Origin of the sequence: [Leptolyngbya] sp. PCC 7376, assembly GCF_000316605.1 — a bacterium.
In the GTDB taxonomy this organism is placed as follows: Bacteria; Cyanobacteriota; Cyanobacteriia; order Cyanobacteriales; family MRBY01; genus MRBY01.
This window is the reverse complement of record NC_019683.1, coordinates 4,530,634-4,548,025: the sequence shown is the minus strand read 5'-3', so window position 1 is coordinate 4,548,025 and position 17,392 is coordinate 4,530,634. Positions and strand designations below refer to the sequence as shown.

Annotated in this window: 5 protein-coding genes; 2 read left to right on the top strand and 3 right to left on the bottom strand. The window is 49.8% G+C overall.

Annotation, left to right across the window (positions count from 1 at the left end):
- Nucleotides 1-24 precede the first annotated feature (24 nt).
- The gene (locus LEPTO7376_RS20430; protein ID WP_015135941.1) at nucleotides 25-684 is read left to right on the top strand and encodes a hypothetical protein; all 660 of its coding nucleotides are present in this window, start codon (nucleotides 25-27) and stop codon (nucleotides 682-684) included.
- A 198-nt stretch (nucleotides 685-882) separates the two neighbouring features.
- On the top strand, nucleotides 883-1,032 hold the full coding sequence (locus LEPTO7376_RS26655; RefSeq protein ID WP_160148534.1) for a hypothetical protein: 150 nt from the start codon (nucleotides 883-885) through the stop codon (nucleotides 1,030-1,032).
- Nucleotides 1,033-1,076: 44 nt separating this feature from the next.
- Here LEPTO7376_RS26655 and LEPTO7376_RS20425 read toward each other — a convergent pair whose 3' ends face one another.
- The 3 genes from LEPTO7376_RS20425 to LEPTO7376_RS20415 form a co-directional block, all read right to left on the bottom strand.
- Nucleotides 1,077-1,415, bottom strand: a complete 339-nt coding sequence (locus tag LEPTO7376_RS20425; RefSeq protein WP_015135940.1) for a DUF5615 family PIN-like protein — start codon at nucleotides 1,413-1,415, stop codon at nucleotides 1,077-1,079.
- Nucleotides 1,412-1,645 carry a DUF433 domain-containing protein gene (locus LEPTO7376_RS20420; protein ID WP_015135939.1) on the bottom strand — a complete coding sequence of 78 codons (234 nt, stop codon included), beginning with the start codon at nucleotides 1,643-1,645 and terminating at the stop codon, nucleotides 1,412-1,414. The genes LEPTO7376_RS20425 and LEPTO7376_RS20420 overlap by 4 nt, the downstream gene beginning before the upstream one ends.
- A gap of 217 nt (nucleotides 1,646-1,862) precedes the next feature.
- Complete coding sequence (locus tag LEPTO7376_RS20415; protein ID WP_015135938.1) at nucleotides 1,863-17,273, bottom strand: autotransporter outer membrane beta-barrel domain-containing protein; 15,411 nt, start codon at nucleotides 17,271-17,273, stop codon at nucleotides 1,863-1,865.
- Nucleotides 17,274-17,392 lie beyond the last annotated feature (119 nt).

The following is a 17,392-nucleotide window of genomic DNA, read 5'->3' as shown; positions in this document are numbered from 1 at the left end:
TGAATAAACAGAGGAGTAAAAGTAATGACCTCAAAAAGATATGCCGATAGCGGTATCACTAAACGAAATTACCCAGAACTAAAGACACTCTCGGACAATACTTTTCAACAGAAATGGTTGGTGAGCCTAAAAAAGAATACTCCTCAAAAACCAGACTTAGATGACATTTCAAAAAAATTGTCATTTGAAGGGTTTAATATTGCTATTGAAGACTTAAGTGAGAAAAATATTCAGGTTATAGTGAATACAGCATATTCTGAAACCGATTACTTATTTCTTAATACAAGTAATTTATTTGCTGAGATTGACTGTTTGTTATGTGGAATTGAGTTGATTCAAAGTCAAGAAAGAAATGAGTGGTTCCCTTGGCTATCAGAAAGAAGTGGTCAATCCTTCAATATAAACCGGATAATTATCCATGAGATCGACGTTGGTTTGCGTATTTCTCTGCAACAAGGAGTCTCTTTTTTTGGTATAGAAAAAGTAAACGAAGTATTACTGAAAAATTCAAGAGTTATCTCCGTCAACCCGGGTGGAGCTTTAACAAAAAAAAGCATTGATAGTGATGGTAATAATAGTTTTGAAATATCTGGCTTTTTCCTTACTATTCGGTTACATGAGTATCAGCCTTCTTTATCAAACTGGACTAACTCAAAAACTACTACTGAAAGCTATCCCAAATAAAGTCGCTCAACTCATTTTCTAGAAATAGATCACCTCTGGAGCTTTTTATGATCATCCTAAGAAATTGTTTCCTCACGAGAAACTGAATGATTAAGATGCATGCAATAGGTCGGTGATCGTCTAACGGATGAGTACTGGTTAGATGAGTCTAATAATCCTATTTATCAAGCAGAATATGACTACAATACGGCTAGTGAATTGACCCGTGCTAGTGATAATTATTTCACCTATAGCTATGAGCATGATCTCAATGGTTGTCTGACAGAAGTTGATAATGCTGGTACGCCAAATCTCCTCAATGTTGTCTTTAATTATGACTACAACGATGTCAGCGATCATTTGATGTGAAGAATGGTGATTGAGCTGAAGAGAGGCGATCTCTCAATTTATGATTAGTCACTGATTTCGATAATATTTACTCCGGCTCGAAGTTGAATAAGTGACTGTTCAAAAGTAGCTAACAGTAATTTTCTAAGATTACGGTTAGTCACATTGCCACAGGTAATCCAAAGAATTTGAGGAGGTGTTCCTAAACGACACACAAGATCAACAAAATCACTGTCTTTTGTCATGATCACTACATTTTTTTGTTGCTGAGCTGCACCAAAGATGTCCTCATCTTTCGCATCGCGCAAACCAATATCTCTCAAAGCCTCAGCTTCCACATTGAAGGTTGCACTTAGCCAGCCTGCTAATGAGGGAGGAAGTTGAGCATCTATCCAAAACTTCATGCTGTTAGACGAGGGAATTCAGTTCGTTTAGCCGCAAAAATCAGACAAGCTTGAATATCTGCAAACTCCAGATCGGGAAAGTCCTCTAAAAGCTCATCAGCACTGACACTTTCAGCAAGCATTTCGAGGATGTCACAAACACGAATACGCATGCCTCGAATGCAAGGGCGACCGCCACATTGTCCAGGGGTTTGGGTGATACGGGATAATAGATTATTCGATTTACTCATAGTCCATAAGCACTAGCATCGATTCTCAAAGCAATCATATTCTTCGCTTCTATCCTACACCGACTGCCATTTGATACTATCCAGACGTACTTTTCTCGTGTGCGGCGATCGCCACGATAGATGCTCTTGGAAATACCACTCAAAATCGTTATGGCAATCTAGATCTATATGACTACAGCACAGTGGGCGATCACATCATACTTTTATGCTCTCAAAACTAGAATGAGAACTTCATCTTGAAGTCAGCACCGTGAACCGTTGTGTTCCGGGAGAACTGACCCCAATAGCCTGCTTGCATTGAGAGTCCATTTAAGAATTGCAGTTCCACTTTTGCTGAAGCATCAAAAATACTGCGATCGCCTGTGCTATCAACCTCAAAAGAATCAACACCTTGGGGAGCACCAGCTAAACGAGCAGATGTCGATGGTTGCGGATCACTGAGGTAGTGAGTATAGCCGAAGTAGAAGGATGGGCGAACCGTCAAATTGCCATCCTTAAATTCGCCACCAAACTCAATTGCGGGATTGATGCTGACATAGGCTTGACTACTGTCGTCAACAATCAAACTCAAAGCGCTAGAAGGTGTTTCCTCAAAGCCGCTATATTTCACGCGAGTCGAACCAAAATCAAGAATCGGTCGAGCGTACCAGCCACCACCAGCATCAATGTCATGGGAGATGCGTAGCCAGGAGCCGAAGAAAGAGGCTTTTTGGTCACTTGTGACTTCGCCATCAGTGATGAAGAGGTTGGAGCGAACCGCATCAAAATCACCGGAGCCACCGACAATACCCAAAGCAATGTCTGTATCTCCAAGAGATTTCTTGATGGCAATACCAGCCTGATTGGAGGAACCATTCATCATGGCAGGAACTGTTGTGGAAGCCGTTTCGTAAACGCTCGCGCCAGCCGCTAATGCCAAATACCAGTCATTCCCCATATCGAACTGACCACCGCCCGACACTGCCGAAGCCGCAGTCTCAAAACCGAAATGTTCATCCGTGCGATCGCCGTTATTACCGAGAGCGGCAACATCAAGCCAGAGACATTCCCCTTCCTTAACAATGCGACTATCGCCACTCGACTTACAAGTGAAGAGGTCATCCCGTAATTGCTCAGAAGTGAGGAGATAATTAGTATGAATCGAACCATAAATCTCAGGAGAGAGACTATCGTAAGGATCCTTCAAATCCTCTGTATTGGGGAGATCAAAAATCGCCTGAATGAATGGAGCCAACTCATCAGAACTACCAGCCAACTGAACCCGATTAATGTAATCACCGAATGAGGTTTGATTACGATTCAAGTCACCAAAGCCTCGGAAATCAACATCCAAACTTAGATATGCAGTTGTGTTCGTGTACCCAATCTCATAGTTAGCAATTGAAGACTCAGGAATAACAAGATTTAGCGCTTGCTTATCAACAATGCCTTGATCCGTTGCGACAAAAATCAGATCCCGTTGACCCGGCTTAATCTTCTCAATGGTTCGAGTGAAGACATTTAGATCACCTTCCAGAAACGCATTTTGAGTGACATTTAAACGATCCAGCGAATCATCGAGAAAATCGAGATTAAGGTCGAAATCAGCCGTCTGAGTCTGAACATAATTACCGGCAATTTCACTGGTGTAGACAGTCTGGTCACCGGGAGAAATTAGACCCGCAATGGTAAAGCTACTTTGGTCATCGCCACCGATATAGATTTCCTCACCGGTATAGACCGAAGCCCCAAGCTCACTGATGAAGTTGTTCACACCAGCACCGAGGTTCATGTTGCCGTAGAAAACACCGGTTGATTTGTTGGTAACCGTTTCATTTCCTTCCTCACCAACAACGGTGTAACCATTTGGAGCAGCTAGGAATACGCCGGGAACTGAATCAGGAGTCGCCTCAGACGCTGCGATGACAGTACCACCATTGTTCGTAAAGCTATTGTTCGCACCACCAGAAATCTTGACGCCAGTGCCGGTGTCATTCATCCAAATGGTTTTATCATCCGCGAGGGAAACCGTAATATCGCCCTGAGTCTCGGAACTTAGAGATTGCGCATAAATGCCGACATTGTTCTGACCGCTTGCCGTTAAATTACCCTCCAGTTCAACATTCACCGTGCCAGAATTCGCGACAGTTGTTGTGGAAGTATCGGTGCTCGCCGCAGTATTACCCCCTGCATCCATCGCGAAGAAATCATCAACGAGACCACCACCACCACCGAGACTCTGCGCAAAGATACCAAAGGAGCGATCGCCAGAAATATTGACATCACCGATTTGCTTGTAATCAATATTGCCGCCACTACCGCTGTTGGCTGCACTCTTATTAATGGTGATTTGAGGTTCATCCAAATCAGTGAGGACGAAACCACCGCCACCACCGATGGACTGCATCACAACACCATGAGATAACGTACCGGAAGTCGAAACATGACCCGTTTTGGTAACTGTGATATCACCACCATGACCAGTAGAACCATCCTGGGCACCCATGGTGATTGTTGTGCTATTCAAACCAGTCGTTTGGACTAAGCCACCACCAGCACCAATACTCTGGATTACCTTTCCGGTTGAGCGCTCTCCTGTGGTTGTTGTATCCCCAGTTTCATCCATCGTGATGTCGCCACCATGGTTGTTATAACTTGGGTCAGCACCAAGCGTAATATCTGCATCTGCATCACTGTCATCAACTTCAGTGCCCGTATTGTCGCTCTCAACAGTCACCACCTCTAGATTGAGTTGACCACCGCCACCACCAATAGATTGAATATTGTCACCAGTAGAATTATCTCCATTTGTTTGAGTATCGCCAGTTCGTTGGATCTGAACATCTCCACCGCTGGAGTTATTAGTATTTTGAGCGCCTAATAAAACATCCAGATCAACAGTCGCTTCAGAATCCACAATTACTGTTTTGTTGGATGTACCACCACCACCACCAATCGACTGGGCAGTAGAACCATTGGCATAATCACCGCTTGTAACAACATTGCCCGTATGTTCAGCATCAACAATGCCACCAAAAGCATTATTAATTGCGTTACCACCAATATTGATGCCAGAAGTGATGCCCGCTGCGACAATCGAGATTGGGTCAGTTGGGGGACTATCATCGGTGGGGTCATAACTGGTGGCCTGTTGACTCACATCAGCAAAGACATTGGTATTTCCACCACCACCATTAACCGTTTGCCAAAGAATCGCCTGACTATTATTTCCGAGAACCGTTATGTCACCAGTGCTATTGACAGTAACATTGCCCACATCACCAGTCGAGCCACCACCCATAGTAGATGTGAGAAGTAAATCTAAAGCTGTCCAAGCAGGACTAGATAAAGAATAAGCACCGTTACCGCCACCACCAGAGACAGACTGAGCAAAAATACCATAGGAATTATCACCACCAACGATGATGTCCCCACTGTGATTGACGACCACATTACCTGAGTCTGCGCCATCTCCAGCAGAACCTCCCATTGCAAAACTCATCAGAGATTTACCAAGATTGGAAATGGGATTAGTGAGGGCATTTCGGCTGAGGACAGCAGCAAAGCCGCCATCACCACCGCCACCGCCGACGGATTGAGCAAAGATACCGTAGGATGCTTCACCATCAACACTGATTGTGCCGGTGTTATTTACCGTGACTAAACCAGAAGTATTACCATCACCACCAGCACCACCAATGGAAATATCAACGATGTTGCCAGAAGAGGTCGTCCCATTAGAACTACCAAGGGCAAGATCACCGATAACGCTCATACCTCCAGTTCCACCACCACCGCCGACGGATTGGGCAATGATGCCATGGGCCTTATCACCAGCAGTAGCGATTGTCCCAGCATTAGTGACTTCGACTTCGCCGCCAGTACCACCACCACCACCTTGACCACCGAGAGCAAAGGTTAGAGAGTTTGCTTTTGTTGACCCCAGATTGTTAGAACGATTGACCGCCAGGACAGTACTACCATTACCGCCGCCACCACCGATACTAGAGGCCAAAATACCGTGACCCTCATCACCAAGGGTAATAATCGTGGCTGAGTTATTGATATTTTGATCAATCGTATTATTGACGACGACCTTACCGCCACCACCGCCATCACCGCCAGTACCACCGACGTTTACAGAAATATTGTTGCCTTCACTGCCAACAACAGTGTTGTTAAACACTAGATCGCCATTACCACCGCCACCACCAACGGATTGAGCGAGAATACCAACCGAGCCTTCTTGATTTGTTCCAATCGCTCCTTTGTTCGTCGTATTAACTTGACCGCCCTCGGATCCATCACCACCATTACCACCGACCACTACAGAAATAGAGGTTGACCTTGATGCAGAAGAAGTGCTCGCAAAGATTGAGCTTGCTGCGATACCACCGGTACCACCACCACCACCAAGACTCTGGGCCAGAATGCCATGGGCATCTTCTCCATCGGTGATGATAATTCCTTCGTTATTGACATCGACTGTGCCACCAGTATTTCCGGTACCACCACCACCGCCGATCGCCACATTGACGCTTGAACTTTGGACTCTCAAACCTCCAGTCGCCGCCATACCACCGGTACCACCGCCGCCACCAACAGATTGAGCCAAGATACCAATCGCCTGTTTACCAGTAGTATCAATATCGACAAAGTTATCAACATCGATAGCACCACCATAACCACCTTTACCACCGGTACCACCAACGTTTACGGCGAGGTTAGGCGCTTCAATACCGAAGCTACTGGCCATACCACCGGCACCACCACCACCACCGACACTCTGGGCAAAAATACCGTGGGCTTCTTCACCATTAGTTGTGATGGTTGCATCTCCGCTGGTTGTATCTTGGCTGAGGATAGTTACAGTATCTGCATTACCACCTTCTGGGCCGCCAATACCGACAGAAACACTGGCAATTTTGGAGCTGAGGCCATTACTAGCCCCTGCGGGAGCCTGTCCAGCAACAGTTACGGCTGCACTCGTACCACCGCCACCACCGACTGATTGACCAAAGATACCGTAGCCTTTTTTGCCATCTGTTGTAATGCTGCCAGTTGTGGTTACATTGACGGCTGCTGCTGCACCACCTGTGCCACCTTCTTGGCCGAGAACAAAGGTGACGTTACCACCATCCGCAAAAGGCATTGAAATATCTAAGCCAGTGTTACCACCGCCACCACCGATCGCCTGGGCAAAAATACCTGCAGAGTTTTCGCCAGCAGTCTTAATGTCACCGACCTGGACGACATCGACTTGAGCCGCCGCACCTCCATCGCCGACCGTACCACCAATGGCGATCGCCGCACCTAAATTCTTATCACTGCTGTTGGCATAAGTTATACCGAGGTTGAAGTTGGCGTTACCGCCGCCGCCGCCAATAGATTGAGCGAAAATACCATGACTTGTCTTTTGCTTAGTTTCAATGTCACTGTAGTTTGTAACTTTGGCTGTGTCTGCTTCTGAGGACTCACCACCAGAACCACCGATATTAAACTGTGCAGTAAACCCTTGGGAAGTATCACCCGTCCCCACTGTCGAAACACCAAGGTTAAAGTTCATACCAGCATCACCACCGCCACCAGCAATACTTGAAGCTTCGATACCGTAAGCCTTCTCACCATCGGTTGTGACTTTGCCTGTGGAAGTTGTGGAGTTCCCTCGAATTACCTCTACTGAACCAGAAGAAGCACCATCGCCACCGGAACCACCTACACCGACTTGGATGGGCGACTGACTCCTCGTCAAAATGGCAGAAATATTCATACCACCAGTACCGCCACCACCACCGATAGATTGAGCCATCACACCGACAGCATTATCACCAGAAGTTGTGACCACACCATTTTGTGTGACAAGAACATTCCCTGCTGTTGCCGCATCACCACCAGAACCACCGACGCCAACGACAATACCGACATCCTTCTTGCCGCCAGCATCGCCAGCCAAATCAGAATTAGTAATTTGAGCAGTAGTATTTAGACCACCGTTACCGCCACCACCACCGATAGATTGAGCAGCAACACCATGAGTCCAATCACCCGAAGTTGTTGCATCACCGGTATGAGTAACTGTTACGTTGTCACCTTTTGCACCATCGCCGCCGAAACCACCAACACCAACCGCAACAGTCGGAACAAAACTGTCCTTAAAGAGAACAACACTACCTGTAACATTTAGTGCACCGTTACCACCGCCGCCACCGATAGATTGGGCGAGAATACCACCACTACCAGCTGTTTGAGTCTCTGTACCGGTTGCAGATACATCAGTAGTCGCGTTTACTGTAACTGCTTTTGCTTCACTAGCATCACCACCAGAACCACCAACACCGACTGTAATTGAGGAATCAGAGGAAATATTGCCAGTAACATTAACTGCGCCATCACCACCACTGCCACCAATGGACTGTGCAAGAATTGCAGACCTTTGTTCGCCGTAAGCTGTAATACTTTCGCCACCGAGGACAGTGACATCAACGGTATCTGCATTACCACCATCGCCACCAAAACCACCGACACCTACGCCGAGACCATAACCATTGCCATTGGATGAAGCAAAGGATAAGGTGCCGGATACATTTACTGCACCAGTACCACCACCACCACCGAGGGATTGAGCAACTAGACCATGAGCTCCTTTGCCTGTTTGTCCAGAAGCGGCATCAATTTTTCCTGTGTAATCAATTTCTACAGCACCAGAACTACCGCCATCGCCACCAAAGCCACCTACACCGATTGATACGGCACCAGTCTTAGAATTAGCGCTCGCTGCAGCTGTAAAGGAAAGCGTCCCAGTTACGTTTGTACCACCATTACCGCCGGAACCACCGACTGATTGCGCCAAAATACCATGGGAGTTTTCGCCAGTCGTTTCGATGTCACTTGTCACGGCAAGGTCAACCGCAGCACCAGTACCGCCGCCGCCGCCAAAGCCACCGACACCTACTCCAATCGCTGCGCCACTTTCACCAGAAAGATTAATTCCAGCTGTAACGTTAACGCCGCCATTACCGCCGCCACCACCAAGGGATTGTGCGATAACACCGGAAGAATCATCGCCACCAGTCTTGATGATGTAGTTATTACCAGGACTATTGGGATTACTGGATGCCGTAATAGTGCTTGTGACGGAACCAGCATTGCCTGCGCCGCCACCGAAACCACCGACACCTACACCAATTGTGCCGCCATAACCATCAGAAACATTAATTCCTGCGGTGACATTAGTAGCACCGTTACCACCGCCACCACCAATACTCTGGGAGGCGATCGCACTCGAATCTTTCCCCGCAGTTGTGACCCCACCCGTGACATTATTTGTGACTGCCGCTGCATTACCGCCATCGCCACCAAAGCCACCGACACCAACAGCAAGGTTTCCACTGTTGCTATTACCTGATGCAGTGATTGCGCCAGTAACATTAACGGCCCCATTGCCGCCACCACCAGCGAGGGATTGGGCGGCGATACCAATGGCATTGTCCCCCGCAGTTTCGACGAAGCCAACAACTGCGTTTTCGACTTCACCCGATGTGCCGCCGCCGCCGCCGAAGCCACCGACACCAACACCAATGGCTCCACTACCGCTTGTGTTAGAGAAGGAGACAGTACCGGAAACATTCACGCCGCCGTTACCACCGCCACCGCCGATGGATTGAACTGCGACACCAAAGCCATCATCACTGGATGTGCTGACATCACCAGTTAAGCTATTGACGACTTTGCCTGCTGTACCACCATCGCCACCGAAACCACCAACGCCGATCGCCGCCGCCCCAGATGCATTTTTCGAAACGGAAATAGCACCAGCAACATTGACGCCACCATTTCCGCCGCCACCACCGACACTTTGAACTAAAACACCAGCAGAACCGGTCTTATCTTCGCCATCGGGAGTCGTCGCTGAGGTTGTGACATCGCTATAAATTGTCGAAGTAACGTTTGCGCCATTACCACCATCACCGCCGTAGCCACCAACACCAATACCTAATGCAGCACTGCCACTTGTTGCGTAGGACAATGCACCAGTCACATTAAAGCCACCATTACCGCCGCCGCCACCAAGGGATTGAGCTGCGATACCAGTAGAGCCAAAGCCAGCTGTTGTAACTGTTGTACTGGTTGAGCTTGTACCCACGGTTAAGTCAACAGTATCAGCGCTACCGCCGCCACCACCTTTACCACCAACACCAATGCCGACTGCAGCGCCACCTTTGCCGGAAGCAGAGCCAGTTAAGGTCACATTAAAGCCACCATTACCGCCGCCGCCGCCAACGGATTGCGCCAAGATACCAAAGGAGTCATCGCCTGTAGTGCTGATATCACCAAAAGATTTCGCTGTTACTGCACCAGCGATACCACCGCCATCACCAGAACCACCAACACCGATCGCCAAAGAACCACTACCAGTACCAGCACCAGAACCCGTGACGTTTACAGAGAAGCCACCATTACCACCACCACCACCGATGGATTGGGCAGTAAAGGCCGTTGCATCTTTGCCTTCTGTTGTGATTTTGCCATCAGCTTGAGCTGTCACCGCAGCACCATTGCCAGCACCACCACCGGAACCACCAACACTAATATCGAGGTTGCCGCTGCCAGTACCTGCACCAGTCCCACCGACATTGACGTTAAAGCCGCCATTACCGCCCCCTCCGCCAAGGGATTGAGCAATAAATCCTAATGCCCCTTCACCCTTCGTCGAAATATCTTGTTTTGCTAATGCGGTAACTGTGGAAGCATTGCCGCCACCAGCACCGGAGCCACCAACACCAACATTAAGTGATCCTGCACCAGTCCCAGCACCGTTGCCTGTAACATTGACGTTAAAGCCGCCATTACCACCGCCTCCAGCAATAGATTGAGCAGCAAAACCAATGGCTTCTTTTCCTTCAGTTGTGATTGTTCCTTCCGCAGTTGCATCGACGCTACCGGAATTACCAGCATCACCACCGTCGCCGCCAACACCAACATTCAGGGCTGCACTACCAGTTCCTGCACCTGAGCCTTGGACGCTAACAGAAAAACCGCCATTACCGCCGCCGCCGCCAATGGATTGGGCTAGGAGACCAGAAGAGTTTGCGCCTTTTGTGGTGATGTTGCCGACGACCTTTGCCGTAACTGCATCAGCAGCGCCACCGCCAGCACCTTCTCCACCAACACCGACGCTAAGAGTTCCGGTGCCAGTTCCGGCGCCATTTCCTACGACATTTACCGAGAAACCACCATTACCACCGCCGCCGCCAATCGATTGAGCGGCAAATGCTGTAGAGTCTTCTCCTTCGGTAGAAATATTTCCTTCGGCAGTCGCAGTAACTGTACTTGCATCGACACCTGTGCCGCCTTTGCCGCCAACGCTAATACCTAATGCACCGCTACCTGTTCCTGCAGCACTGCCGGTAACTCCGACATTGAATCCGCCGTTACCACCGCCACCACCAAGGGATTGGGCAAGGAAGCCAAAGGAATCATTCCCCTTAGTCGAAATATCTTGCTTTGCTGTTGCTGTTACTGCATTAGCTGCACCACCGGAAGCTCCATTACCACCAACACCAATATTTAGTGCAGCACTGCCTGTTCCTGCAGCACTTCCAGTGACATTAACGACAAATCCGCCGTTACCACCACCGCCACCGATGGATTGGGCGACAAATCCAGATGCTTCGTTTCCTTCTGTTGTGATAGTGCCCTCAGCAGTTGCTTCAACGGTATTTGCAGAACCGCCATCACCACCAGAACCACCAACACCAATACTTATTGCGCCACTTGCTGTGCCTGCACCACTGCCGTTAACGGTTACTGCGAAACCACCGTTACCACCGCCACCGCCAAGGGACTGAGCTGTAAAGCCAGTTGCCCTAAGACCTTTTGTGGAAATGTTATCTTTCGCTGTTGCGACAACAGTAGAAGCTGTTCCGCCATTACCGCCAGAACCACCAACATTAACGTTTAGAGCGCCACCAACTGTACCTGCGCCAGAGCCACCAACGCCAACCGTAAAGCCGCCATTACCACCACCACCACCGATGGACTGAGCGGCAAAACCAAGGGCATCTTCACCTTCTGTGGAGATTGTTCCTTCCGCTGTTGCATTAACAGAGCTAGCGTTACCGCCATTGCCGCCGGAACCACCAACACCAATTTCGACATTGCCACTGACTGTACCTGCGCCAGAGCCGCCAACACCGACTGTAAATCCGCCATTACCGCCTCCGCCAGCAAGGGATTGGGCGATAAATCCGGACGAGCGATCGCCAGTGGTAGAGATAGTTTGTGTCGCGAGTGCAGTAACAGAGTTAGATGCACCACCAGCACCAGCAGATCCACCAACACCAATATTGACCGTGCCGCTGACTGTACCTGCACCGGAGCCTCCAACATTGACTGTAAAGCCACCATTACCGCCGCCACCGCCGACGCTCTGAGCCATAAACGCTGTAGAGTCAGCTCCTAATGTTGTGATTGTGCCTTCAGCTGTTGCATTGACTGTGTCGGCATTGCCCGCTGTGCCGCCGGAACCACCAACGCCAACATTAACGTTCCCGCTAACGACACCTGCGCCGGAACCACCAACATTGACGGAGAAACCACCATTACCGCCGCCGCCACCAAGGGATTGAGCAAGTAAACCGCCCGAATCTTCGAGAGTTGTAGAGATATTACCTGTGGTTTTCGCAGTAACAGAGCCTGCACTACCTGCGCCACCACCAGAGCCGCCAACGCCAACATTGACTGTGCCGCTGACTGTGCCACCACCAGAGCCCCCAACTGTTACGGCAAAACCACCATTACCACCACCGCCGCCGATACTTTGGGCAGTAAATGCTGTAGAGTCTTTGCCTTTTGTTGTAATGTCTCCGTTCGCTGTGGCATCAACCGCGCCTGCTGCACCGCCACTGTTTCCTTCACCACCGACGCCAACGTTGACAGACCCACTCGCAACGCCTGCACCACTACCGGAAACGCTTACGGCAAAACCACCATTACCACCGCCCCCACCGAGGGATTGGGCAACAACACCGCGAGATTTTTCGCCGTCAGTATTGACCGCATTGTCGATGTCTACGGTGACCGCTCCACCGTCTCCAGCAGAGTTACCATCGCCACCAACGCCTACGGAGACAGTTCCACTACCAACGCCAGCACCAGAACCAGTTGCAGTGACGCTAAAGCCACCATTACCACCGCCACCACCGACACTCTGCGCAATGACGGCGATCGCCTCATCCCCAGTTGTCGTAATTGATGTGTCAGTTAGAGTGTTTTTCTCATCAACAGTAAGGCTAACAGTGCTCGCATTTTCACCAGTACCACCATCACCACCAACACCAATCGCTAGACCTCCACTACCAACACCAGCACCACTACCTGATGCAGCTACAGTGAAGCCGCCATTACCACCACTACCACCAATGGATTGAGCCACAATACCAAGCGCTTTATTACCAGCAGTATTCACACCACCAGTAAAATCAACATCCACTGCACCGCCAGTACCACCAGCAGAACCATTACCACCGACAGATACACCTAACGCGCCACTACCAACGCCAGCACCAGAGCCAGTTGCTGTGATGGAGAAATTACCGTTACCACCACCACCACCAACGGATTGAGCAACATAACCAGAAGACCCTTCTCCAGCCGTGGTGATCGAACCATCAAAGTCTCCATCTACATTTGCACCATTGCCACCAGTACCACCATTACCACCGACACCCACTGTAATACTCGCACTAGCAACACCTGCACCAGAACCATTTGCCGTAACTGTAAAGCCACCGTTACCACCACCGCCACCGACAGATTGGGTGATGACACCAATTGCATTGTCACCGTAGGTCGTAATCGTTCCTGTAACATCACTGGTTGCAGTACTAGCATCACCGCCGCCACCGCCTTTACCACCAACACTTACATCGACAGAACCACTGGCAACACCTGCGCCAGAACCAGATGCATTAATTGCAAAACCACCGTTACCGCCGCCGCCGCCAAGACTTTGAGCAACGACACCATGGGAGTTATCTCCTTCGTCATCAATACGGTTGGCGATTCCTGTTGTCACATTATTGGTAACGGTCAAGTTAACAGTATTTCCATCCCCAGCTGTGCCACCAGACCCACCAACACCAACATTGACTGTGCCACTACCAATCCCTGCTCCGGAACCAGTGACACCAATGGCAAAACCACCATTACCGCCACCACCACCGACACTCTGAGCAAGAACACCAATGGAATCTTTTCCGACAGTTGTGACATCTCCCGACGTCGAACCTGTCACTGTACCGGAGGAACCGCCACTGCCGCCATCTCCTCCAACACCGACATTAATCCCAGCACTACCTACTCCTGCGCCACTACCGGAGAGCGTAATACTGAAGCCACCATTACCGCCGCCTCCGCCGAGACTCTGGGCATTGAAACCGATTGAACTATCGCCAGAAGTTTGGATTGTTCCTGTTGACGAAGCATTTACATTACCTCCAGCTCCACCAGCACTGCCGCTTCCACCAACGCCAATAGATAATGCGCCACTGCCGACACCTGCGCCAGAACCGGATGCGACAAAGGTAAAGCCACCGTTACCGCCGCCACCGCCAACGGATTGTGCCAAGATGCCACCGGAATTATTTCCGGTTGTTATTACATCAGATTGCAAGTCTGCCTTAACGGTATTACCATCACCAGCTGTGCCACCTTTACCTCCGACATTGACGCTTATCGCCCCAGAAGCAACCCCAGCTCCAGAACCGCCAACACCAATGGAATAACCGCCATTACCGCCACCCCCACCAAGGGATTGGACAATAATGCCGCCTGCATCACTACCAGTAGTTGATATTGTTCCTGAACGTGTTGCAGCGGAGACAACGCCTGCATTCCCACCGTTACCACCAGAACCACCAACACCAACATTTACTGATGCAGAAGCAATACCAGCTCCAGAACCGGAGAGGGTAATACTACCGCCACCATTACCACCGCCGCCGCCAACGGATTGTGCGAGAAAACCGGCAGAGTTATCACCTTGAGTAAGAATATTTCCTTCAATACCTGCTGAAACGGAGCCACCAGTTCCACCAGAGCCAGCTGAACCACCAACACCAACTGAAATAGCACCGCTAAATGTTGCACCACCACTACCGCTGGCAGACACGGCCAAGCCACCATTACCACCGCCACCACCGACGGACTGGGCAATGAAACCTGTTGACTGGTTGCCAACTGTGCTAATTGTTCCGCTGAAGCCGGTGCTAGTCAGCATGTTGGAGCTATTGAAGGAACCAACGGTTACTGTGCCGCCTGTGCCACCGGAGCCACCGGAGCCACCGACTGCAACGCTAAGAGATGCGGATGCGGGGCCACCAGAACCGGATACTGCAACGGCAAAGCCTCCATTACCGCCACCACCACCGACGGATTGGAGCATCACACCAGCAGATTCATTACCTCCGGTAAAGACGTTACTAGTTCCTGTTCCTTTCGTGAGACTTACTGTGCCGCCTGTGCCACCAGAGCCGCCGGAACCACCGACAGAAAAAGAACCTGCACCGACGAATCCCCCGGTTACTTGAACGGATCCACCACCGTTACCACCACCGCCGCCGACGGATTGGGCAAAGAAACCAATGGAGCGATCGCCGACCGTTTTAATTTCGGAACTGGTACTAGCGTCGATACCTTGTAGCTTGGCAACGACTTGACCGCCATTACCACCACTGCTGCCAGAACCACCGACAGAGACACCGACAAAAGCACTACCGGATCCGGATCCACCACCATTACCACCGCCTCCACCGACGGATTGTGCGAGCACACCATGAGAATCCGTCCCTTGAGTCTCGATTTTGCCACCATTTGTAATAGTTACTTTCTCAGCGTTAGAACCAGCACCAGCGCTACCACCCACAGAGGCAAAAACACCACCGGAGTTACCACCATCACCACCGCCGCCGCCAATACTCTGGGCAACAATACCGCGGGCTGTATTACCAGCTGTTTTGATACTGCCGAAGTTTTCAACTTTTACTTCATCGCTCAAGCCACCAGTGCTGCCTCGACCACCGATAGAAACTAAGCCACCACTATTAGAGCCGCTACCACCGCTACCACCAACAGATTGCGCAAAAATACCGTCCGAGCGATCGCCACTGGTTTCGATTGCACCAGTACTGTTGTTTGTGACAGTTACCTTTCCGCCATCACCACCACTGGAACCAGAACCACCGAGGGAAACTAGGCCACCAGAGCTACCACCAGAACCACCGCCGCCACCGAGACTTTGCGCAAAAATACCGCGAGAATCATTCCCTGTTGTCTTAATAGAGCCACTGTTGGTAACAGTTACATCGCCACCAGAACCTCCATTGTCAGAATCTCCTTGGAGCGCCAGAATCAAGTTACCAGAAGTACCAGAGGAACCACCAGAGCCACCAACACTTTGGGCATAAATACCGTGCGAAAAGTTTCCTTCTGTAGAGATTTCTCCGTCTACAGTATTAGAGACAATGACTGTTCCGCCGTTACCACCGAAGCCAGCACTACCACTTCGACCAACAAGTCCCCATTGGTCGCCGCCATTACCACCGTTGTTACTGACACTCAGGGCATAAATACCGTAGGCATCAGTACCATCTGTGATTACAGTGCCTTTATTTTCTGCGTCAACATTACCGCCATCACTGGTATGACCACCAGTACCACCACCCGGAGCTGCAAAGCCACTGCCTCCATCTCCTGCTTCACCACTACGGCTGTAGGCAAAAATACCGTAATGTTCATTGCCAGAAGTTTGAACAGTTACTCCCTGGTTATTGGTGAAGTCAACATTGCCGCCTTTCGCACCATCTCCTCCATCTTCTCCATCCCAATAGGAAAGATAAGAATCTCCACCATTACCGCCATCTCCACCAACGCTTCCGACTTCTACACCGACCTGACTATTCGTTAGAACATTTGTGGTGTTAGTAAAATTATTATCATCAGGCGTTTTGCCATCTCCACCGCTACGGGGTCGCACAAATAAGGCACCATCGCGGCCGTTGGAACCGTCATCTCCCGTTTTGACACGAACAACACCACTTGCACCTGTTGTAATTTCATCAGGCGTAACGGCTCCGGGAGTATCATTACCTAATAGTTCTGCATCTAGCGTTGTGCTTAAAGGCTGAGTGGAGAATGTTGTTGTATTTGAACCATTACTCAGCGTTGCTGTTGTCCCAGTGATATTCGTAATCGTAAAACCCAGGGCGGGAGAATCATTGTTGTAAATGATGTCGTTGGCGCTTTTTACAAGAATTGAGTAACTGGTATTCGTCGTATCCCCTACATCTACAACGTCAACCCATGCCACATTCCCCACTGTGGGTGTTCCACTTGGATCCGTCCGCAACGCTGTAACGGTTGCCTGATTGCCAGTGGCTGGATTGGTTACTGTCTGACCCACTGTTGATGTTGTTGAAGGATCTGGATCTGTAGTTTGGGCGATCGCCACAGTAGGGGTAGCTAGGATTGCAACCAGTAGCAAAGACCCCTTCAGCTTAAGACGACAGATACAGGCGATCGCCAAAACAATCTGAGTCAAACCTCTATTTAGATAACGAGCGGAGAACGAAACAGGGTTAGGAAGGGACATAGTGGAGAAAAAACAGTGGCAGTATGGTCTGGGGAGCTTGAACTAAGGTCTCAAATTAGCTCGAAAAGTTCGGATCAAGGAAATGGAAAAAGAAGGTTCATGCAATTTGGGCTCAAGCT

Excerpts from the sequence above, each read along its gene's own strand:
- LEPTO7376_RS20420 (WP_015135939.1), bottom strand. The coding sequence starts at position 1,645 with ATGAGTAAATCGAATAATCTATTATCCCGTATCACCCAAACCCCTGGA.
- LEPTO7376_RS20415 (WP_015135938.1), bottom strand. The coding sequence starts at position 17,273 with ATGTCCCTTCCTAACCCTGTTTCGTTCTCCGCTCGTTATCTAAATAGA.
- LEPTO7376_RS20425 (WP_015135940.1), bottom strand. The coding sequence starts at position 1,415 with ATGAAGTTTTGGATAGATGCTCAACTTCCTCCCTCATTAGCAGGCTGG.
- LEPTO7376_RS20430 (WP_015135941.1), top strand. The coding sequence starts at position 25 with ATGACCTCAAAAAGATATGCCGATAGCGGTATCACTAAACGAAATTAC.